We start from the raw sequence: 22,060 nt of genomic DNA, 5'->3' as shown, positions 1-22,060 counted from the left end.
ATGGATACGATGGGGAGATTGCCGCATCCCGACTTTGTTTCCTCGGTCATAGCACTTTGACCATAGCGCCTAGAGCGACGCCTTAGGTCAACAAAGCCTAGGCATTTTATTTAATGTAATCCTTACGGAGTATAAATATGAATACTGTAATGATTGATGGTCGTAATATCTTTGCATTCTGCCACAGTTGCGGGGAGCCAATTGACGAGCCGAACCTTCCCAAGTTCGCTATCGTTGATCTGCAAGCAGTGTGGACCGAGCTACGCCCCCTGATGGAGCATCCAGTAATGGTTGCCGAGATGGAGAAAGCCATACGCAGTTTCATCTCAGATCACAACCTGATGAACATCCCGAGTTGGGAATGGATACCTGCTGATCCGTGGCGATTGGATCTCGCCCTGAATGGGCACCATCCTGCACCCTGGAAATTCACGCTCAGCGACGGATGGGTCATGGAGGTAGATCAGCGAGTCGAGGCAGCCTTGGAGGGTGGCGATCCCGAAGCTATCCTGGCCTACGACGGATATCAGGTGGCGCAAGCTGCCGCTGAGCGAGGGGCAGATCCCGCTTTGGTGAAGCTCCTGGAAACGATGAGCAGCGAAGCGTATCGGAAGTTCGCACCACACCCAGACGAAGGCCCCGATTGGTGGACACCAATGCACGCCTGTTTCTGGTTCGCGGACGCCGCTGCTTCGCTGGGTGAGCTATGGAAGCCCGAAGGAGACTGGATTGCCATCCGCGGCCGTGGGCATGCTTTTGCTGCCGATCTCAACAACGAGTTGATACTGGACCTGTTGTGGAGACCGGACTGGAAGCTACATCCGTGTGAGCAGCTCATGCAGCCTGCTCTGGGCGAAGAGGTGAATCCGACGGATGCCTCGTCGCGCGCAAGCAAAGCACCAAGTGCGAAGCACACCGTAACGATGTTCCCACCAAAGCCTGCTCAAGCCCAAGAGCCTGCGTGATGGGCGACGGCTTCGATAAGCAGTAATGATGGATCAAGCTGCTGGCTCTGGCGTGGGCCAGCAGCGCCTTGGTGTATCGCATTGAGCCACCCACGGACTATGCTCCAAGCCTTTCGGCCAAGCACCACGCTCTAAGCCCCATCAGCAACGACGATGGACCTCGTGCATGGAACTTGGCGAGATGTACTTTCGGCCCGCTGCGCAACGTTCTATCGCAGTTTCGTTGTGTTGGGAAAGGCCAAACGCTGCTTTTGCCCTGTCACGGAGTGTATCGCATCGCAGTTCCAAAGCCGCTCGCGGGATGAGCGGACTCGGTTTTTCTCCAGGCCGAACTGGTGACAAAACTGCACTTCCCCCGTCCGCGGTGGGCTGAATGTCTTGTATGCACTTGGTTGCAGACGATCGTGCACTTGAAGGCCGAGAGCTGCTTACGACCCAAAGGAGACGTAGCCGCCGACAATTGATCCTGGCCCCTTTTTTCTTTTTCTCCCCTTGCCTCCCGTTCGGTGGTTCCGCGGAATCAAAAACACTGTTCCCGGAACGCGGCGAAGCCGCCGTTCCCGGAACTCCCCAGCTTGCGCGCTCCAATCCCCATCAAGCCCAGTGCCAGCAACGCCGCCGTACCGGGCACCGGGGCGGCGGCGATTTGTCCGGGGCGAACTGCCCAACCGTAAAACTCGATGTCCTTGACGGGGCCGTACTGCTGGCCTCGGCCGGCGTGGAAAAGCATTGCAACGTTTCGATTCGGCGGATACTCCGTACCTGACCAGTACGCGGAATCCTGCATGCTGATACCAAAAGGACCGGCGTTGCTCAGACCCCAGCCCGGTTGGTGAATGCCGCCGCTAGTGTCGAAGAAGGCGATGTTGTCCAAGGTGTCGTACCACAGGTGAGCCACCTCGCTGCTGCTGGTGTCGACGTTGTAGCCGGCGTCGCTGCCAACATAGGCGAAAACGAAGCCGGGCGCGCCAGTGTCGATGATCGCCGGTAGCCGCCAGTCGTCAGCGCCCGCGTAGGCGATGCTGCCGAGCCACTCAACCCAGGCCATAGCGCCGTACCAGGTCATGCGACCGTTGATCGTGTTGAAGTCCCCGGTGACGACGTTGTGGGTGCCGTTGCCGCTAGTGATGGTGGGCACCGCGGCGATGATGTCCGCGATCACGGTGTTGTCCGCGTCGTACTGGGTCTTGAACAGGTTGGCGTCGCGCGTCCAGGTCAGGTCCTGCGCGTCGTCGTAGACTAGTTGCACGCCGCCCGACTCGTATGGCATCAGGGCGGCCTGGGTGCAGGCGCCCCAGAGCATCAGACCGGCCGCCAGAACGAGGCGCTTCGTGATCAAAGGTTGCATGTCACTGTCCTATTTGGCTATCTGACCCCAGCCCCCCTCAAAGGTAAAAGTTAGCGTTCGCTAATAGCCGGGTGAGCGATGGTGTTCGGGCAAAGACGCACCGTTCGGCTCTCCCCGAAGCCCGGAAAAGCCCATCATCGGGCGTAGTTTGCGAGCACAGATTGGAGGCCCAATCACCAAAGATGAGCAGCATTTCCGCTTTTGAGGGTATCTCTGCTGGATCTTGGTGGTGCTGGGCGATTCATTGGCGTGGCGAGTTAATGATGGTCTGTCCCTGATTCCCGATGGACCGCCGAACAATACGATCTGATCTCCGCAGAACCGGCTCCAGAGGGGCGATTCGTGGGGGTACCTCAGAGCCTGGCCCCTTTTCCCTGCGCGCCGCTAGCCTCGGTAACGAGAGCGCAATACTCCAAGGAAAACACTATCTGGACATCATCCTTAGAGAACGAAAAGTCCGCGACATTCATGGCGACACCTGAGTTGTTTTAGCATTTTCAAATCGCCGTCTTGACCTAAAGAGGGACTACATTCCTCGAAATCCGTAGCGCTCACGACGCAGCCCCTACCGGCACGTCGAAGACTCAGGCCATCCTGCGGCTTCTGTTCGGCGGCATACTTCCGATACCAGATCTTCAGCCGCCCGGACCGGATCTCGCGCCGAGTGCCGAATACAACAAGGCACGCCTCTATCCAAACGGACTGGTCGCCGCGGCAAATACTCTAGTAGAAGGCTTCGCCATCAATGATGCCGCGGTTAGTCTTCCTGCGAAGGATCGAAGCAATCTGTGCAAAAGATGTGATGGGAACAACGAATGCGCATGGGCTTCCATTTGCTTCGATCGCCGTGCAAGCATGCTCGTAGCTATCCAGCAAAGTTCCTCCCGCGTTGAGCTTCCTTTGGATCAGTAGCGGAGCCACGTGTATCGGGCACATCAAGTCATCATCGACTTCCCCCACGAAAGTCTCGAACCGCCGTTGTGTTCGCCTAAGCACATCTTGCTGTTTCCAAATACCGCGACGCTCGGTTGGGCTACCATCTAGGTCCGGATTGGCGGCGCGAACGACATCCAAACTCTCCTCCTCAAGCCTAATGCTCAGTGTCCGGCAGTGATAGCCGCGCAGGTTTGAAATGCACTGCCAGTAAAAGCTGTGCTGCTTTCTATTCACGTTGAACTTTCCTTGCCGAATGGTCATCAGCCCGCCACACTCGGGGCATGTCTTCGTAGCAAGCAACCCGGTGTTCGCGGACAGTTCATCAGCTGAAAGCTCGGCTGTAAGAATCTCTCCTTGACGAAGAGCATCGGCTGCAAGACCACTCTTGATATCCCCAATGTCTCTCTGGATTTCTCGCAGTCGTTTGGCCAGTTCCTCGTTACGCTCCGCATCCTCCTCGTTCAAGCCGCCGTCACGCTCCCGCTTCGCCTCGTACTCGCGCTTTTCCTCCCAAGCTTCTTTTGCACCGCGGTAGGCTCCAGCAACCACCCTGCGCGCGTCGTCCCAGCTCTGCCTTGCCGTTGCCTGCACGCGTTCTCCCGCTTCCGTGACTTTATGCGCCATTTCATCTAACGCTGATTCGACCCCGAGTCCAAATTCAGACCGACGGACGGCACCCCAGGCTTGTCGAGCTACTTCGCCAATACGATCGGCGGTCTCTTCGACTACTTGATCAAAACCCTGACCGGCTGGCGACTTGCGTACTTCACCTACTCCTCGCAACACAGTCGTCCGCACAGTTGTGACGAACGCTGACGCGCTTGCGAACAAAGACTTTATCGTTGCCACTGCCCTCGCCTCAAATCACGCGAACATCATGAAAACAGAAACGCGACGAATGCCGTTGTACCAGCCGCGATCGCGGTATCTGCTGTGAACTTCTTGATCGCCTCTCCTGGCGTATCTCTGCCATTGGCCCAGTCCTTTGCGCGGAGGAATCCGCTGACAATCCCGCCTGTTTCCATACCGATTCCCACCTGCCCAATTGCGGAAACCTGTTCGAGCTGATCGCATTGTTGCGTGACGTCGTCTTCGAGTTCTGAGTTCCAGTATCCTGAGGGGGCGACATTTGCAGTTGGGTTAGCAGCCTCATTCGTGACAACACGCTCGATGAGCGGATCACGGTCAGCCCCATGCGCCGCGTAGTAGTCATTGTCTGTGGCTTTTAGCTGTAGACGACGGACGATTTCACTCGTTTCCGAGTCCCGTATAATGATATCCGATCCAGGGTGGCTTGTGCTTTCGTGTAGTTCGGCCTGGGTGTCAATATGTGACGAATTGTACTCGCGAAGAAAAAGGAGCTCGTGGTAGATGCCCTTGATATTGTTCGCCAGGCCGCGCAACTGCTCGTCGCTTAGCCCTCGGACGTAGTTGCCGAGTTCCGTTATGCTTGCGTCACGCAGTTCAGTGTTGGATCGCCGAATTGCTTCAAGGACAAGCTGCTCTTCTACAGTGTTAGCAACCACGTTCTGGTTGCGGAGGTTCATTAGGACCGCAGCGATAGTGGGTAGCGTAGAGCGATACTTCATTACAATGACGTCCTATTTCGTTAAGCGATTTGTGCGAACGGTTCAACGACTTTGCGCTTAAAGCGGGGGTCTGCTTGAACTAGCAAAGCGAATGCGTTCTTGGTGTCAAGGCGCGAGGCAATATCCTCGATATTCCGTTGAAGCTCCTGATAAAAGGGCGTGATTACCAAACTTGACAACTGGGACATCTCGGTGTCGCTTGGTTCTGCGTCCTGAGCCAGTGCGACATCAATTTGCCCGACGTAGGCGACTGCGTTATTGATTATCACTGAATCAATGTCGGTTAGGGTTGCCTCGTCTCGTGGTCTTGATTTCAACAACGGGTACGCGACGACTGCTACGGCGATTCCGATGCCGCTTACGATGGTAGCGCCCCAGGCGACACCTCCGCCGACCCAGGAACCGAACCAGTATAGAGTGGCGGTGGTTTCGGCTGCACCAGATAGCCCAACGATTGCAGTTCCAGTGCTAGCTGTGGCGAAGGTCGACACTAGACCGTATAAACCTGCCGACACGCCAGCGCCGGCCATCTTTGCTACAACTGCGGTACCCGCGCGCGACGTATACTTGGACGCTGTATTGATGTCGACTTGAAGGATGCACGAGACGAGGTAATTGAGTTCTTTCTTTGTCGTCTCTAGGAGCGTTCGGTTAGTTGTTGGCCGAGTCATGCGGTAGCTCTCGGTGTGATATTGATCGGAGGGACTTAGTTGCGATAGCTAGCTCGAACAGTAGAACGAGGTCTGAGACGCCGACTGACCTTTGACTCGCTTGCTGCCGGTAACCCAATTATGTTCACTCTCTCCCCCTCCCCCCTGTGTCGCGACCTACCCCCACTTCGGATTCCATGGGTCCCATCAAACGAAAAGGGACCCACACGCGGTGCGTAAGAGCGTAGCTCACCGCTTGTCCTCTCCGTTGTGACCTGCGTCGCGATCGATCGCATCCCATCTCTCCAACCTATCCAGGGTGGGTTCTAAAACCCACCCAGTAACGCAGGTTTCAACGAATCTGATTTTTCCCCCAAACGGAAGAAACTTGCGCAACCGAGAAGGCGTATAGCCAGGTGGGTTCTGAAACCCACCTAAACCCACCCGCTACCAACGGCTTGGCATCACGCTCCAAGTCCGTGCCGCCTAAGTTCTAGGCGCTTCGCGCCGTGTGAGCTGATTTTGGCTCATCACCAACGCGAGGCACCCCCCGATGAAACCGCTCATCAGCGCCGTTGCTGACCCCAAGGACGAACAGCGCAACCGCGTTCACGCCAACGCTCTGGCGACCATCTCGGCCTTCATGGGCAACCACCCCTGGTCCTACGCCGAGTTCCTATACGGCGAGCTTGTGTCCGGCTGGATGATGCCGTTCTGATCAAGCGTAGCAGGGGAATCCACCATGGCAACACGCAAAGACAACGAAACCCTGCCCAGCGTCAACACGCAGGCACGCTTCCCGATCAGCCAGACCGCCCTCAACGAGCTGGGCCTGGATGCCAACACCTGGCGCGTACTCACCGACAGCATCTTCCCGAGCGCCAAGACCGCTGACGGCATCGCGCTGGCTGTCCGCTACTGCCAAGCACGAGGTCTCGATGTCCTCAAGCGGCCCGTGCACGTTGTGCCGATGTGGAGTAAGGCGCAAGGCCGCGAGATCGAAACCGTTTGGCCTGGGATCAACGAGGTGACCATCACCGCAGCGCGCACCGGGCAGTACGCAGGCATCGATGCGCCTCGGCTCGGTCCGAACATCACCCGCACCTTCAGCGGTCGGGCGAAGACGGACAGCGGCTGGCGCGAACTCAGCGTCCAGTTGACCTATCCCGAGTGGTGCGAGGTCACGGTCTACCGACTAGTCAACGGCCAACGCTGCCCATTCACGGAGATCGTGTTTTGGGAGGAGACCTACAGCCGTGCAGGAGGACAGAACTCGGAAGTGCCGACGGCCATGTGGATCAAGCGGCCACGGGGTCAGCTGATCAAGTGCGCCAAGGCCGCGGCGCTTCGTGCTGCGTTCCCGGAGGAAGGCACCTACGTCGCCGAGGAGATGGAGGGCAAGAGCATCGAGCCCGAGGAGATACCCGCCAAGCAGGAGCAGCCGCAACCGCAGGTGACCACGCCCCAACAGCCTGAGCCCGAACAGGCTGATGCCGTGGACGCTGAGTTCAAAGCCAAGGTCGCCAAGCTCATCAGCCGCGCACAGGAGGCATCCGCTTGGGGGCAAGCGCAGGAGTATCTGCGCGCACGGTGCAAGGACGAGCAACTGAAGTATGCCCTGAACGAGCTGCACAAGGCTGCCGAGGCTGCAACGGCGAAAGCCGCCTAGTCCTCTCACCCACCACCAACCCCTTGGGGCATGGCAGCCCCCAGGGGTTGCTGTGCTCCGCCGTTATGGAGCACAGCATGAAGATCCTCGACATCAGCCAGCGGACATCGCTCTGGCACGCATGGCGGGCGAAGGGGATCACGGCCTCTGAATCGGCTGTGATCCTTGGACGGTCGCCTTACAAGACCCCGCTCCAGCTCTTCAACGAGCGTATCGGCTTCATCAAGCCCGAAGACCCAGCCACCAAGCCCTGCGTGCGGCGTGGCATCGCCTTCGAAGACCACGTCCGCCAAGGGTTCGAAGAACGCCACCACACCATCCTGCTCCCGCTCTGCGTGGAGTCGACTGAGCATCAAGTGCTCCGTTGCTCCCTTGATGGGCTGAGCGACGCCGGCGAACCAGTGGAGCTGAAAGTCCCGACCCAGTCCACCTACAAGCAGCTCATCGCACAGGGTGAGCAGGCCACTGCGTATCAGCTCGCCTGGATGCAGCTCCAGCATCAGCTCTACGTCACCGAAGCCCGCCAAGGCTGGCTGGTCTTCGATCCGTGGCTCAGCGGGCTGGAGCCGTTGGAGTTCTGCGTCCAGCGCTACGACGCCTTCCTTTGTAATGAGCTGATCCCCGCCTGCTTGGCCTTCTGGGAGCAGCTTCAGGCTGGGCAGATGCCTGAGCCCGCATCCGAACCCACCACGGCGACCTCGTTCTACTTCTGACCATTTACCTGGAGACCACCATGACTATGCAACGCTTCGATGTCGCAGCCACCTTCGGTGTGAAGGCACGTCCTGGGTTCGAAGTCCAAGGCTTCGCCGACGACACGCATCCGCAGATTCCGGTGAAGCAGCCCTACGTGTTCCGCAACGAGCTGCTGCGCGACGTGCTGGCGTATCTGCACGATGCCAACGGGGACGGCATGTTCCTGACAGGGCCGACTGGCGGGGGCAAGACCAGCCTGATTAGCCAGATCGCGGCGCGGCTCAACTGGCCCGTCCAGTCCGTGACCTGCCACGGGCGCATGGAGCTGACCTCGTTAGTCGGGCAGTTCGTGCTGGTCAACGGCTCGACGCAGTTCGTGCATGGCCCGTTGTCGGTCGCGGCTCGGGATGGCCACCTGCTGATCCTGAACGAGTCGGATCTCATGGACCCGAGCGAGCTTGCCGGACTCAACGATATTTTGGAAGGCCAGCCCTTGGTGATTGCTGAGAATGGAGGCGAGGTGATCAAGCCGCATCCTCGGTTCAGAGTTTTCGCTACGGGCAACAGTGCTGGTGCTGGCGATGCGTCCGGCGTCTACCAAGGCGTCCTTCGTCAGAACCTCGCGTTCATGGACAGGTTCCGCGTCGTGCACGTTGGCTACCCCGACGCTGAGATCGAGCGTCAGGTGATCCTATCCTCTGTACCCAAGATCCCTGGTGAGATCGCTGACCGAATGATCCGCGTGGCGGACGAAGTGCGGCGGCTGTTCATGGGCAGTGACATCGAGGCGGGAGAACTCACGGTGACGATGAGCACTCGGACGCTGGTGCGTTGGGCAAGCCTCAGCCTCACGTTCAAGGGCGCTCCGAACGTGTTCCACTACGCCCTTCAGCAAGCGCTCACGGCTCGCGCTGAGCCCGAGCAGCGCGAGGCGATTCACAGGATCGCTGCCGACGTGTTCGGTGACTACTGGGAGGCAGCGGCATGAAGACCTTCCAGCTGTACCGCTTCATCCATTCCGATGGCACCGCCAAAGACTGGGCCTATGCCGACCTCGGCAACGGACACGCCGAGATCCGCTGGGGCTCAGCAAACCACCTGAACCGCTCGCAGCTGAAGCCGCTGCAAGAGGCCGAGCAGCGTGCGCAGGCCAAGCTCCGTAAGGGTTACACGTACGTCTGCGACATCACGCTCGATGCCAAAGGCAACACGCCTCGCGGCACATCTGCTGGTGCAACGCCGGCAACCAAGCCTGCCCCGAAGCCCATCGATCTGAAGGCCCTGCTCGGGTCTGGCGACGGCTTCTACTTCTAACCCCCAACCAAGACCGATCGTGCGTTCGTGCTTGCCGCGAGGCTTGCGCGTGCACGCTCGGTGAGAAGATGACCATGCACCACACCATCGAAACCATCACCGACCGCATCGTGCTCGTGATGCTGGGCATCAGCATTTGGAGCGGTCGCAAGAAGCTCAAGCCCGAGGATCTGAACCTGGTGGGCGGAGAGATTCCGCCAGAGGAACTGGTATCGCTGGGCTCCAAGCGCGTCTGCGATCCAGAGCCGCTCAAGCCGTTCCACCGGATCAAGCAGTCCGCGGAGCGCGCCTGTCTGCGGGTTGGGACACGGTTTCTCGGTGGCTATGCAGTGCCGCAGGACTACGCGGAAGAGCTGGCGACCAAGCTCGACGCACTCAGGGCCGAGTTCACCGCTGAGCGCACCACCTTCATCGACGGCTACGACCGTGCATTGGAGGATTGGATCGCCAAGCTGCCGGAGTTCGAGGCGCCCATCAGGCGAGCCGTGGAGCCTGCCAATGTCGTTGGTGGCCGCCTGCGTTTCGGCTACCAGCTGGTGGAGATCAAACCAACAGAGCAGCCTGGCACTCTGATGGAGGAGGTGCAGGAGTTGGGCAACGGCATCTTCGCTGAAGTCGAGCAGATGGCCCGCGACCTAGAAGGCAGCTTCGAGGGCAAGGACAAGCTCCACCGCCGTGCGCTCGGTACCTTCCACCGCATTCGCGAGAAGCTCGCCTGCCTCAGCTTCATCGACCCGCGCATCCAGCCAGTGGTGGACAGCATCGACGATTGGTTCGGCCGCTTGCCTGCTACGGCTCCCATCGAGGGTGCGCTCTTCAACGAGGGGATGGGCCTAGCGCTGCTGCTCTCGGATGCTGAGCGTATGGCTCGGCATGGCGCCGGGCAGATCGCGCGGGCGGAGCAGCCCGACGACACGGACGAGGCTCAGCACGATGAGCTGGATTCGGAGGCTGTCCAGATGCCGATGGTGGACTTCGACTCATTGTTTGAAGGCGAGGACGACGAAGTGGTTGCGCCTTCGGCGACCGAGAGCGAGGCCACCGAGAAGCAGGCCGAGAGCTTCTTCTTCTGAGCGACCCCGTCCAAGGTGACCTTGGACCAAGCGAGCGAGCTTGGACCGGCTGAGCCCAGCAACCATGCGGGTTCGTCCAGGGAGTCCAAGGAGTCCAAGGAAATTTCAGAGAAGTATCTGACAACAGCCTTGTAGCAGAGGCCGCCAGAAAACTTTTTCAAAACGACCCTGGACCTTGGACTCCTTGGACCGCTCTCTCCCTGGCTGTCCGCACTACCCACCAAGGCGCATGACTCCCCGGTCATGCGCCTTTTTTTTTGCCTGGAGGAAAGACATGTCCCTGACCACCATCACCAACGCCCTTCCCATCGTCGCCGCAGCCTACGGCCGCAAGTTCAACGTTCCCGTTCAGGTGGGTGGCAATGACGCCTACACCAACGGCAAGACGATCCAGATCCCCCAGATCGACGACACCCCGACGTCGCGGATCATGGCGTATGGCTATCTGGCACACGAGGCGGCGCACGTCCGCTTCACGGACTTCGACCTGGCCCGCAGCCACACCCCACTGGGGCGCTTTGTCGAAGGCGTGCTGGAGGATGTGCGCATCGAGACCGCCATCATCCGGACTTACCCCGGCACCCGCCGGACATTGGACGCGGTGATCGACCATCTGGTGGATACCGGCAGCATGAACCCCGTCAGCACCACCAACAGCCCGAGCGACATCTTCGGCAACGGGCTCTTGGCAATCAGCCGCCACCGCTACCGGCAACAGCCAGCGCTTCGGAACCACGCCGACCAAGCTGATGGAGCCCTGCGCCAAGTCTTCGGGGATAGCTTCGTCCGTCGGCTGCATGGCCTGCTGGCCGATGTCCCACGCCTCACCAGCACTGCCGACAGCATGGCGCTGGCCCAACGGATTCTTGAGCTGATGGAGGACGAGGCTCAGCAGCCGCAGGATCAACAGGAGAACAGCAGCAAGGAACAGCGCACTCAGCCCAACGACCAAGGCTCAGGGTCAGAAGGCACAGGGCATCAAAGCTCTGAGTCCCAAGCACAAGGCTCTGAGTCCAATGCACCAGGTGCACAGGACGAAGACTCCGGAACTGATGCCGAAGAGCAGAGCGCTGCGAGCCAAGCACCTAGCACCGATGCGGAAGCGCACAGCGCCCTGAACCAAGCTCTCAGTGCAACGGACGAGGACCTACCGACTGATCTCTTTGAGCAGGTCGCAGAGACCCTGCAAGCCAACGCTCAGCCCTCACCGACGTTGTTGCCCACGGTCGAGCACTTCGCTGGCGATCCGGTGCAAGGACAGCAAACGCTGAAGCGGGTGAAGGTCCACTCAGCGAAGCTGACGTCCAGGCTGCAAGGACTCGTGCAGGCTCACACGATGGCTCGGAGCCGCACAGTTCGGCATGGACGCCAGCTGAGTCCGTCACATCTGCACCGCGCCGCTGTCGGTGACCCAAGGATCTTCAGGACGAAGGAGCAGCGGGAGGCCCCCAACACAGCGCTGCACCTGCTGGTGGACCTGTCGGGGTCGATGGCTGGTGGCAAGGACCGTCTGGCACTGGATGCTGCGATGGCGTTAGCGCTTGCACTGGAGCCCATGGGCGGTGTGTCACGAGCAGTGACGGCGTTCCCAGGGATCTACGGACAGGAGGATCAGGTCGCCGCCGTCGTCGGCCACGGACAGCCGGTGTCCCGGCATGCAGGCGCCTTCACTCAAGGCGCCCGCGGAGGAACGCCGATGACCGGCGCGCTCTGGTTCGCTGCTGCTGACCTACTTGCGCGTAGCGAGGAGCGGAGGGTGCTGATCACCCTAACCGACGGTGTTCCCAACCACTTCGTTAGCGCTGTCGATCTGGTGCAACGCGCGGGTTCGTCGGGCATCGAGCTGATCGGCATCGGCATCCAGACCGAGATCAGCGCGCTGTTCCCGACCGCGATCCGCATCGACGACATCGCAGACCTGAAGCGCGAGCTGTTCCGCATCGCTGAGCGCCTCCTGCTCAGCACCCACCGCTAGTTCCCCTCTGCCGGCGCAACGCCGGCCACTCACCCACCCACGCGGAGACGACCGATCCCGCATGGGGTTGGTGCGTCTGCGCGCCTGTTCAACGGAGACGCACCATGACCAACAAGTCCAAGTCCAAACCCCAACAGTTCGCACTTGCGCTGGAGCCCGACGAGACTCGTCGCCCCGAACTCGACACTGACGAGCGCGCGCTGATCCAGCGGGCAATCGCCTGCCTGGAGGCTCACTACCACGTTCGCAAGGAGGCGCTCACCAGTCCCGACGAGACGCGCGACTACCTCAAGCTGCGCCTGGCCGGCGTGCCCTACGAAGTGTTCGCCATCCTGCTGCTCGATAATCGCCACCGTGTGCTCCAGTACCGCGAGCTGTTCCGCGGTACCATCGATGGTGCCAGCGTGCATCCGAGGGAAGTGGTCCGCGAGGCCATGCGCTGGAACGCCGCTGCCGTGATCCTCGCCCACAACCATCCCTCGGGTGTCGCCGAGCCGAGCCAGGCGGACCTGCGCATCACGCAGCAGTTGAAGGATGCCCTGTCCCTGATCGAGGTGCGTGTGCTAGACCACATCGTGATCGGTGAGGGTGCGGGGACCTCGCTTGCGGAACGTGGACTGTTGTAGGATTGCAGCGGCGGCAAGTGCTCGCATTCGGCCAGTGGTACTGGCCACGGAGGGCCACAAGTGGCAGCGGCGGCCACATAGCCTACGCTCGAACGAGCGATCGGGGGCTGTCGCGTGATAGCGAGCGCTGCGGGGAGTCCGCTCTCCTGATTCGGAGCGGCACTTCCGCAACCTCGGCTGTTGAAGGGATGTGAAGCTCCCCGCATTGGCCGACGACAGACATTTCAGCCGATGCTACCCAGCCAGTAGCATCGTAAATCCACCGATCAGTCCCGCCCATTAACACACCACGTCCTAAGCCAACTCCCAAGCTGGCATATTCACCCCACACAGCTCATCCAACGTCTTCCCCAGCGACGGCGGATCGGTGACCACAAGGTACTCCCAGGCCCCATAACTGCCATCGGCGTTGACCGCACGGACCCAACGCTCCGCAGCCTTTGCCTTCAGGTCTGCATCATCGGTGTACTGGCCCTTGATCTCGATGATGAGGTTCAGGCCCGTATCGAGCACCACGATGAAGTCCGGCACATACCGTCGGGCTATGCCTTGCTTACGGTACGGGATCTCGAAGCCGAGATGGTCGTTCTTGACCCATCGCACCACACCAGGGTGGGCATCCAAGGCTGAACCAGCCGACTGCTCCCAGGTCTTCGTGTCGGCCACCATGGCGTTCAGATGGCACTTGTGGGCTACTTGAGTCGGCTTACGGGTGTAGTAGTCCACAAAGGCCGTTGAGCCAGCCCCAGCGGCTCCCTTGGGGGTGCGTGGCAACTCTGTGACCTTGGTCCCGATGCCACTGGAGATCGCAGCGTACAGCGTGTCGACCGCAGCTTGGTAGTACTTGCCAGCGATCAGCACATCCACTGGTTGGCTCGATCCCTTGCACTTGACCTTCTCATCAAGGAACCGCCGGGCCACAGCGGCTACCTTGGGGAACAGGGCATGCACTGGGACTGCTTCACCGTCTCCCTCTGTGTCGCTGTGCCTTTCGTTCCACCGTCTGACGACCTCCCTGGCTAGCCTGAACGCTACCTGTTGCACCCGAAACAACTTGCGCCACTCGTCCAGGTTGAGCACGGGCTTCTCGCCTGGTCCGTACGCAGCAAGGGAGCCATCCGGTGCCGTCATGGCGTTCATCTGTACCTGGTCCGGAATCTCCATCGGATCGATGGTCAGTGTTGAGATCCGATTCCAGTCAACCACCAGATCGACCGCATGGGGCGTGTAGTAGCCCTCGACGACTGGGAATGTGATCTCGTAGTCCTTCTTCTCCGGCACACTGAAGATGTGGTTGGGCTCCGGCGGGGGCGTGCCTCCACCAGTTGTCTCGGAGACCTTGAAGGGAACCAGCTCAAAAGGCACACCGAAGACCTTGGCGGTCTCCTCTTCAAACTGGTCTGTCTCCTCGTTCACCGTGTAGTACTTGCGGCGCAAAGCTCTGCCGACGACCTGCTCGCAGAGCAACTGGGAGCCAAAGGGACGCAGACCGACGATGTGCGTCACCGTGTTTGCATCCCACCCCTCGGAGAGCATGGCGACGGAGACGATGCAGCGGATGTCACGCCCTGGTGGAATCTTCTCGTCAACCCAGCGGTAGGAGCCGTCGTTGTCGTCGCTGGCTGCCTTCTCGTTGTTCTTGCGTACTAGCTCGCTCCAGTCCTCCGGAACATGCCCACCGGGCCAGGTCTTCTTGCCGATGGTGTCCAGGATGAACCGGAGCCGACGTGTCTCGTCCTTGGTGCCACCTTCCTCCAGGTCCTCAACGACCTTCGAGTCGACCCGTACGCTGACCTCTTCGCCTGGCTTGTTCCGAAACCAGTCCGGTGCGGCCCCATAGGCCCCCGTGTCATCCGCCAGCCAGTTGTAGACCTCAGCGGCTACTTTGGTGTCTCGGCACACGACGACGAACACCGGTGGCACCGGGTGCAGCTCACCGACGGCGTCCTTCTGCCACTGCTGGAACCTCACGAACCAGTCCTGTGCCAGGGTCGTGATCGGTGCAGCCGCGTAGGTCATGACGATCTCTGGGGTCAGCTTGTCGCCATACCCATCCTCGGCTGCCAGTGCCTGCACCCAGCGCCAGATGTTGAAGTAGGAAGCCTGTGAGGCACCCGTTGCATCCGTGGTTGGAAGCTGGGGAATCTTGACCAGTCCGGACTCGATGGCGTCGAGCAAGCCAAAGTCGGAGACGATCCAAGGGAAGGGTCTTCCTACCTCGTTCCCTGATCCCTGGATGTAGAAGGGGGTTGCAGACAGGTCTACACAGCGCAGGATGCCCTTCTTCTTGCCGCCGCCGAGCTTGTTGATCCTGTCGAGCCCTTCGATCCAGATGGTTGCCTCCTTGGCGTTCTTCTTGGCCAACGTTGACCGGTCCTCGGTCTCGGCTTCATCCAGGGAGATGGTGCTGTCCCGGTCGCCCCTTCGGTACGCATGGTGGGCCTCGTCGTTGAACACCAACCACTGCGGGCTGCGTCCCTTGCCGGTGCCCAGCTCTTGGCGGATGCGTTTGAACCAGGCCCGGTCAGATTCGTAGTACTTGGTCTCGACGGTCTCGTTCTGCTTGCCGGCATTCTTCACCACGTCCACCGGCTCACCACGCTTGACGACCCTGGCGGACTCCCCGTTGACACTGTTCAGCTCCTTCTTGGCCAGCCGGTGCCAGTTGGCGATCATCACCTCACCCCGGCGCAGCTCCTCCATCCGGTGGGTGGGCACAAGCTGACGGGTCCGGTACAGGCTCAGGTCGCCCAGTGCCGGGTCAAGCTCCTGCAAGCGCTCCCGGATTGTGACGTTAGGGCACACCACCATGATGGTGTCCGTGAAGCGATCATCCGTTGGTGCTGCCACACGGTTCAAGATGGACCAGGCGGACAGCATGCCCATAACGGTCGTCTTGCCGCTGCCTGTAGCCATCTTGCAGGCGTACCGGGTGAAGGCACGAAAGCCGTCCTCCTTGGCACTCTCGCTGGGCTCATCGACGGGCACCGGTGGCATCGACTTCTTCAGGTGCTCTGGTGCCTCCACAATGAAGATGATGGTCTCTGCTGCTTCGACCTGGGCAAAGAACAACCGCTGGGCACGGCGCTCGCTGTCGGCACGCCACAGCTCAAGTAGCTCTTTGGTGACGCGAGAGACACCGGGGTAGCCTTCCTCCCGCCATGCCTTCACACGCTGCCGGAGCCAGTTGACGAGCGGCAGGTCCTCCTCCTGGCCAACCGCTGTGTGGTCGTCCAGGGAAAGCTGTTGCTGCTGTTTTCGACCCCGTGATGCGCTCTCAGGAACCCTGAAGTAGTAGCTGGCTGGCCGACGACCTTCGACCTTCTGCGGGTGCTCCCCCTTCTCGATCTGCCAGTGGAACGCCGGCTCACGGAAAGGCGAGTTGATGATCGGGTTCTCGACCTCGTTCGAGGCAACTGGCAGCTTATCCATAGCTGTTCCGCCACTTGAACACCGGTGGGGCTACTGGGGTGCGACGTGAGCCGGTCCCGTACCAGCAGACGGTAGCTTGGGCACGATTGCGCGGATACTGAAGCCAAAAGGACGGAGCCATTGGCTGCCAGATGTCGCGATAGTCTTCAGGCTTCATGGGGGTACGCTCAGGCATCAGTCGGTCTCCCTCAGTCCTCGGGTCACCATCAACTCGTTGCCACGCTCGTCCATCACCTTCACCGCAATGCGCTGGTGTCCACCCAGGACGAAGGGCTCGCTCACGGTGCCTGCCAAGTGGTCCCACACCGAATCGTCGAAGCGGCCCTTCAGTGCCTTTTGGAGGTTGTCCCAGGCGGATGTCTTGGGGAAGAACACCTGACGGGCGATGAAGACCATGCCGTCGTAGTCGGTGTCGAGCATCCAACAGGGCAGGTTCTCCGCTGCGATGGACTCGGTCTCCAGGTCGCGGGGTCGGAAGATGTCCAGGCCCAGCAGTTCAACGGCGTACAGTGGGTCCCCGTTGGCTGTCTTGGAGCCCGTAGGCTCGAAGCGCACATCAGGCAGCCCTGTCACCGAGAAGACCTCTGAGGACTTGCTAGTCTTCAGCAGGTCCGACATCACCACGTCCGGTGTCACAGTGACGTAGAAGCAGGGGATGCGGAGCTTCTTGCGGTCGTCGATCAGGCTTCGTGCCTTGGCTTGGATGGCAAAGCCGAAAAAGTACAGGGCATCGAAACGCAGGAAGTGGGCCTCTCTGGCTGCGTTGTAGACGACATCCGACGAGATCGCTCCGTCCTCGGGGCCAAACACGATGGCAACACGCTGCTCCTCGCCGTTGTTCTCAATGGCCTCGGCATGGAGGTACTCATGTGTCTCGGCGTCGAGTGGTCGCACCTGGTCAAAGGACAGGGATCGATTGCCGGGAAGCTGTAGCGTGTGGCTCTGGCGTAGCACCTCGATCATGCGATCCAGGTAGACGCTGGGGTTCTCGAAGGCTGAAGACTCGGCGGGGGTGTCCTCTCCGGCCTCTGTGGGCTCCTCGATGCTCTGCGCCGCCTGGATGGTTGCTTCCACAGTGAAGGGGCCAGTCACCCGCGTGACCGTCTTGTTCTCCTCGGGCCGGTCCACCAGCGTCACCATCTCTGGCTCTTCGTTGTTGGCGATGGACTTCAGCGTGATCCGAGGAACCAGTCCGCCGACCTCTTCGCCCTTGCGGTTCTGTTTGCGTTCGTAGCGGAATCCGCCTGCTGGTCCACGGTCGGGCTCTTTCAGGTCGTACCAAGGGAAGGTTGCAGTCAGCAGGCGTTGCCGGGCGAGTGCCAATGGGACGCGGGAGGTGTCGCAGGTGATCCAGCGGCGACCCCATTGCTCAGCGACGTAGGCGGTTGTTCCAGAGCCGCAGGTTGGGTCGAAGACCAGGTCGCCGGGGTCGGTGGTCATGAGCATGCAGCGCTGAATCACTGTAGGTGTTGTTTGCACAACGTACGAACGACCGCCAAACTCGATCGTATCTGTCCACTGATTGATGAGCGACCCATATCCGAAATCCCGCAGATACATCTTGTAGTAGAGCTTCTGGCCAAGAACAAACAGTCTGTTCGCCGCTATCAATCGACTCACTCCGGAAGGAGTTGTGCGCCAGCTTTTTCCCCGCTTCGTGGTGAATACGCGACCGTCGAATTCGATAGGAAAGGTGCAAGACGGCGTATAGCCAGACGAAGCCAGATCTGACCTCTTAAAAACCCTCTTTTCGGCTGCTGTGACAGTGAAGGCATCTAGTTCAGATGTGGTCAGTCTTCGATAGGAGCCATCTGCGCTGTCGGCAAAAACGAACTCTGAACCAGCGCCCACATGTTTGGGCTTCCACAGGTTCTTGTACTTCATGACGACCTTGTCTTTTGCGTACCAACATAAATAGTCCACCACTGCTTCAATTTTCCCAGATTCCAGTGGCATCATGGTCTTGAAGTTTATCAGCGTGACGAAGTTGTCAGTGCCAAATACTTCATCCATTAATTCACGGACGAAATGTAGATTCGTATCAGATATCTGAACGAAGATGCTTCCGCTTTCGTGCAAGAGTTCCCGCGCTAACATAAGTCGGTCGCGAAGGTAAGTGAGGTAGGAGTGAATTCCTAACTCCCAAGTGTCCCGATAAGCCTTCACCATCTCAGGCTCACGAATCATTTCGCCATCCTTTCCATGTTGAACTTTCCGTTGTCGAACGAATGGCTGAAAGTTCGATCCAAACTTCACCCCATACGGGGGGTCCATGTAGATCATCTGCACCTGCCCACCCAGTCCCTCGTATTCGAGCAGGGAGTTCATGACCTGAAGGGAATCGCCAAGGACCAGCCGGTTCGTCCACGGTCCCTTGTGCTCATAAGCGTCGAGCTTGTCCGCGATGTCGAGCTGGGGGTCCCCGAAGAGTTCGAGGTTGGTCCCGGTCCGCCGGTAGGACTCCAGTCCCTTGATGATGGCGTTCGTCGAGTGTCGTTCGTGGACGAAGAGTGGGATGGTCGGCACACTGATCTGCTGGCGTTCGGCCTTGCCAGACCAGTTCAGGAAGGGCTTCGTCAGGCTACGGAGCCGGGCTGCACACTCACGGGTCGAGCGAAACGCCTCACCGGTTCCTTCCCACACCTGTGGGGACTGGAAGACCGAAGCCTCGCCATCCTCTGCCGCCTGGGTGATCAGCTCGATCAACCACTCCGCCAGCGCCCGACTGGCGTTCTCGTCCCATGCCAGCTCTGGGGACAGCGAGGAGTCGTAGCGGTACGTTCGTGGCTTTCGGCGGTCCTGGAAGCTCTCCTGGACGCCAACCTCGGGGCGCTGAACGGCTTGTTCGTCGTGGCTGTAGGAGCCAGAGTCTTGGCCCGTCTGGTTGTTGTTTCGCGCACGCGTCGCCATAGCGATCTCTGTCTCCTGGTTCTGAGCCCCGGACCAAAAGGTACCACTGTGACAAGAGACGCCGCTAGCACGGTGACTTGGTCAGCATGACCAATCAATCTGTGCTCGGCCGAGGGGGTGTCGCAACCAATCACACGGCAGACGGCGGCAAGCCCCGTCCACGCATCTGCAAGATCAAACGTTCCCGACCCGCTCTCCCACTATGAGGCGAGAATTCTGTTCGAGAGGACTGCGAGGGGTGGACGCGCCGCCTGGGGTTCCACAGGCGCGCCGAAAACGGGGGCGGAAGTGTAATTCCGTCATCTGTGCCACGCGGGCAGAGGGGGGCGTGTTTGGTGGTGACGCTGCGCCGACGATCCGATACGCATCCCCTACCCAGGGACAACGCGCGCGAAGATGCTGCCGAGAGATGGTTAGACGCTGAGGACGTTGTGGTGGGACTGGGGGTCCAATGGTTGACGCAAGTCCCACCCTTAGACCTACTGTGATGGAAACGCAGACGAGTCTTCCGCTCTAAGTACCTGATATTATAGAGCTGGCCATTTATTGCATACCTCGAAGGGTAATGTGCTTGAGTTCCATGTTCGTTTGGCTAAGAGGGGACCGAGGCGACTGTCTCAGGACGTCGCTGCGGGCCCCCCCAGCCTTGGTGGACGATACAAGGGTTTTTTGCAGTGTGCGCTAGGGGGACAGGCGACCGACTAGTGCCTCAGCTCGGATGTGGGTGTACCGCTTGAGCATCCGCAGGTCCTTGTGTCCGGTGATCGCACTGACCTCCATGGTGTTCAACCCCTTCTCGAAGAAGCGGGAGGTTGCCTCATGCCGCAGATCGTGGAAGTGCAGGTTGTCGATCCCCGCTCGCTTACAGGCCCGTCTGAACGCCTGGGACACGCTGTGAGGCTCAAGGCCCCACACGAATGTGTTGGGGAAATCCTCATGGTTACCGATGGAGCCCTGCTGACTACGCAAGACCTCTAGCGCTTTGTCAGACAGAGGCACTGTCCTTGGATTGCCGTTCTTCGTCTTCGGGATGCAGAGCGTCTGGAACTTCCATTGGATATGCCCCCAGCGCATGTTGCAGATCTCACTGCGCCGCATCCCGGTCTCCATCGCGAAGACCACCAGGGACTGCATGGTTGGGGTGTGCTTCAGGGCATCCAGCAAGCGCCCTTGCTCATCGTCTGACATCCTCCGCTCTCTGCCTGGAGGACTCAGGGGCATGTTGATCCTGCTGACTGGGTTGCCGTGTGGAAGGTTGATCCCCCAGGTCTTGAAGGCCGCGTTCAGCACTCGACTCAGCAGCCCAAGCTCTTTGGCGACCGATCCCGGACCCACCAGCTTCAATCTGTCGTCACGGTAGCGAGAGACTTGGGCAGGGGACAGGCTGGCCAGGGACAAACGCCCCAGGTGCTCCTTGAGCGTCGTCAGCCGGAAGGGGTCAGAGGTCAGCGCAGTGGCTGCCAGGGTCGGCAGGATCTCTTCCCGGTAGCGTTCCAGGACCTCAGCGACGGTTTGCTGCTGCGCCTGGGTGGTGTCCAGGAACACCCCACGCTCCATCTCGGACTCGACGGTCTTCGCCCAGGTCAGGGCGTCTGCCTTCTTGCTGAAGGACTTCGTGAGGGGGCTCTGGCCTTTCTTGCGGACTTGGACGTGATAGCGGTTTCCGCGCTTGCGGATTGTGGGCATCGGAATCTCCACTGTGCCAACAGTGTGCCAATGGAGATTGCTCGGAGGGAACAAGGAGCCGTAACCCCTTGACTAACCTGGTGGGCGCGGCTGGTTTCGAACCAGCGACCCCTGCCGTGTGAAGACAGTGCTCTCCCACTGAGCTACGCGCCCGAAGCCAGGAAATATAGCCCGGTCGGGCTTATTGGTCAAATCGCGGCGCCGGTCGCGGTGGTGTGGCGCTGCAGCAGGTCGGTGAGAATTTGGCGGGCGTAGCGGATGGGCACGGAGTAGTGGCCTTCGCCGGGGAGCTCGGTGAGCCGGGCCTTGGGAAGTCGGTCGGCGAGCCAGCGGGCGTGGCCGATGGGGACGGTGCCGTCGGCGGTGCCGTGCCAGATGCGGATGGGCTGCTGGATGCTTTGCAGGTCCAGGCCCCAGTCGTGGGTGTAGAGGGTGAGGTCGCGGCGGGCGCCGCGGGCGGCGTTGCGCATGGCATCGGCGATGGTGCGGTTCAGGATGGCGGCGGTATCGCCCTCGCGCAGCACCGCGTAGTCCGCGGGCGGGGCGGCGATGTGGCGGAACTGCTCCACCAGACCCGGCAAGCGGGCCAGCAGGGCCGTGGTGGGGGCGCCGTAGATCAGGTCGGCGAGCCATGCGGGCTGGCGCCCCGGCAGCAGGCTGATGCGCGCGGCGGGGCTCATCTGGGCGAGCAGGTCGTCGCGATGGATGGCGCCGAGGGGACAGACGAGGGTGCAGGCGGTGAGCTGGACGGGCAGGCGCTGCGGCAGGTGTTGTGCGCAGGCCAGCGCATAGGGGCCGCCGCCGGAGACGCCGAGGACCGCGAACTGCTCCAGCGTCAGCGCGTCGGCCAGGGCCGCGCAATCGTTGGCCCAGTCGGCGAGGGTCCTGCCGGGAGCGTCGTCGGAGTCGCCGTAGCCCGGACGGTCCGGGCTGATGATGCGCGCGCCGGCGGCGAGGGCATCGGCATGTATGAGGCGCGCCTCGCGCCGGGAGCTCGGGAAGCCGTGGAAGTAGAGCACCGGGGTGCCGGCGGCGGCGCCGTACTCGGCATAGGCGAGGCGGCGGCCATCGGGCAGTTGGACGAAGGCGGCGCCGTCATCGGGCGTGTCGGCAGTGGCGTCGGCCATCGCAGGGGTCCGGTTGGGCTGGGGCCGGCGCCGCCGGCTGCGGCCCGAGCGCAGGCATCGGGGA

17 protein-coding genes and 1 tRNA gene are annotated in these 22,060 nt (G+C 60.6%); 9 read left to right on the top strand and 9 right to left on the bottom strand.

From position 1 onward, the window contains the following. Window positions 1-137: 137 nt before the first annotated feature. A complete protein-coding gene (locus CKO31_RS08035; RefSeq protein ID WP_200235745.1) occupies window positions 138-965 on the top strand; it encodes a hypothetical protein in 828 nt (275 codons plus the stop codon). Between the two features lie 520 nt (window positions 966-1,485). On the opposite strand, the gene CKO31_RS08030 is transcribed toward CKO31_RS08035, so the two are convergent. From CKO31_RS08030 to CKO31_RS08015, 4 genes are all read right to left on the bottom strand, one after another. After that, a complete protein-coding gene (locus tag CKO31_RS08030) occupies window positions 1,486-2,313 on the bottom strand; it encodes an Lcl C-terminal domain-containing protein (protein WP_200235743.1) in 828 nt (275 codons plus the stop codon). A 723-nt stretch (window positions 2,314-3,036) separates the two neighbouring features. Next, window positions 3,037-4,098 (bottom strand): recombinase zinc ribbon domain-containing protein, encoded by a 1,062-nt coding sequence (locus CKO31_RS08025; RefSeq protein WP_200235741.1) that lies wholly within the window; start codon window positions 4,096-4,098, stop codon window positions 3,037-3,039. A 26-nt stretch (window positions 4,099-4,124) separates the two neighbouring features. Then, on the bottom strand, window positions 4,125-4,796 hold the full coding sequence (locus CKO31_RS08020; RefSeq protein WP_200235739.1) for a hypothetical protein: 672 nt from the start codon (window positions 4,794-4,796) through the stop codon (window positions 4,125-4,127). Between the two features lie 62 nt (window positions 4,797-4,858). Continuing rightward, window positions 4,859-5,509 (bottom strand): hypothetical protein, encoded by a 651-nt coding sequence (locus CKO31_RS08015; RefSeq protein WP_200235737.1) that lies wholly within the window; start codon window positions 5,507-5,509, stop codon window positions 4,859-4,861. Between the two features lie 532 nt (window positions 5,510-6,041). On the opposite strand from CKO31_RS08015, the gene CKO31_RS08010 reads away from it, so the two are divergent. The 8 genes from CKO31_RS08010 to radC all read left to right on the top strand — a co-directional run bounded on the left by CKO31_RS08010 (window position 6,042) and on the right by radC (window position 12,841). Beyond that, a complete protein-coding gene (locus CKO31_RS08010) occupies window positions 6,042-6,206 on the top strand; it encodes a hypothetical protein (RefSeq protein WP_200235735.1) in 165 nt (54 codons plus the stop codon). 24 nt (window positions 6,207-6,230) lie between these two features. Beyond that, window positions 6,231-7,157 (top strand): phage recombination protein Bet, encoded by a 927-nt coding sequence (gene bet / locus CKO31_RS08005; protein WP_200235733.1) that lies wholly within the window; start codon window positions 6,231-6,233, stop codon window positions 7,155-7,157. Window positions 7,158-7,234: 77 nt separating this feature from the next. Then, window positions 7,235-7,870, top strand: coding sequence for a lambda-exonuclease family protein (locus tag CKO31_RS08000; RefSeq protein ID WP_200235731.1), 636 nt, complete (start codon window positions 7,235-7,237; stop codon window positions 7,868-7,870). A 20-nt stretch (window positions 7,871-7,890) separates the two neighbouring features. Beyond that, window positions 7,891-8,841, top strand: coding sequence for an AAA family ATPase (locus tag CKO31_RS07995; protein ID WP_200235729.1), 951 nt, complete (start codon window positions 7,891-7,893; stop codon window positions 8,839-8,841). Then, complete coding sequence (locus tag CKO31_RS07990) at window positions 8,838-9,167, top strand: hypothetical protein (protein WP_200235727.1); 330 nt, start codon at window positions 8,838-8,840, stop codon at window positions 9,165-9,167. Before CKO31_RS07995 ends, CKO31_RS07990 begins: the two co-directional genes overlap by 4 nt. A gap of 68 nt (window positions 9,168-9,235) precedes the next feature. Then, window positions 9,236-10,240: a DUF3150 domain-containing protein gene (locus tag CKO31_RS07985; protein WP_242475234.1), complete on the top strand. Its 1,005-nt coding sequence runs from the start codon at window positions 9,236-9,238 to the stop codon at window positions 10,238-10,240. A 274-nt stretch (window positions 10,241-10,514) separates the two neighbouring features. Then, the gene (locus CKO31_RS07980; RefSeq protein WP_200235725.1) at window positions 10,515-12,215 is read left to right on the top strand and encodes a cobaltochelatase CobT-related protein; all 1,701 of its coding nucleotides are present in this window, start codon (window positions 10,515-10,517) and stop codon (window positions 12,213-12,215) included. A gap of 104 nt (window positions 12,216-12,319) precedes the next feature. Next, window positions 12,320-12,841: a RadC family protein gene (radC, locus tag CKO31_RS07975; protein WP_200235723.1), complete on the top strand. Its 522-nt coding sequence runs from the start codon at window positions 12,320-12,322 to the stop codon at window positions 12,839-12,841. Window positions 12,842-13,135: 294 nt separating this feature from the next. Here the strand turns inward: radC and CKO31_RS07970 are convergent, their stop codons facing one another. The 5 genes from CKO31_RS07970 to CKO31_RS07950 all read right to left on the bottom strand — a co-directional run bounded on the left by CKO31_RS07970 (window position 13,136) and on the right by CKO31_RS07950 (window position 21,996). Further along, window positions 13,136-16,273 carry a BPTD_3080 family restriction endonuclease gene (locus CKO31_RS07970; RefSeq protein WP_200235721.1) on the bottom strand — a complete coding sequence of 1,046 codons (3,138 nt, stop codon included), beginning with the start codon at window positions 16,271-16,273 and terminating at the stop codon, window positions 13,136-13,138. Between the two features lie 174 nt (window positions 16,274-16,447). Further along, window positions 16,448-19,183: a site-specific DNA-methyltransferase gene (locus tag CKO31_RS07965; protein WP_200235719.1), complete on the bottom strand. Its 2,736-nt coding sequence runs from the start codon at window positions 19,181-19,183 to the stop codon at window positions 16,448-16,450. Between the two features lie 681 nt (window positions 19,184-19,864). Next, window positions 19,865-20,869, bottom strand: a complete 1,005-nt coding sequence (locus tag CKO31_RS07960) for a site-specific integrase (RefSeq protein ID WP_200235717.1) — start codon at window positions 20,867-20,869, stop codon at window positions 19,865-19,867. 78 nt (window positions 20,870-20,947) lie between these two features. Continuing rightward, a tRNA-Val gene (locus CKO31_RS07955) sits at window positions 20,948-21,022 on the bottom strand. A 35-nt stretch (window positions 21,023-21,057) separates the two neighbouring features. Then, complete coding sequence (locus tag CKO31_RS07950) at window positions 21,058-21,996, bottom strand: alpha/beta fold hydrolase (RefSeq protein ID WP_200235715.1); 939 nt, start codon at window positions 21,994-21,996, stop codon at window positions 21,058-21,060. Between the last annotated feature and the right edge of the window lie 64 nt (window positions 21,997-22,060).

Origin of the sequence: Thiohalocapsa halophila (assembly GCF_016583825.1) — a bacterium.
Classification (GTDB): Bacteria; Pseudomonadota; Gammaproteobacteria; order Chromatiales; family Chromatiaceae; genus Thiohalocapsa; species Thiohalocapsa halophila.
Note: the sequence above shows the minus strand (reverse complement) of the source record. Positions and strands in the feature narration are given on the sequence as shown.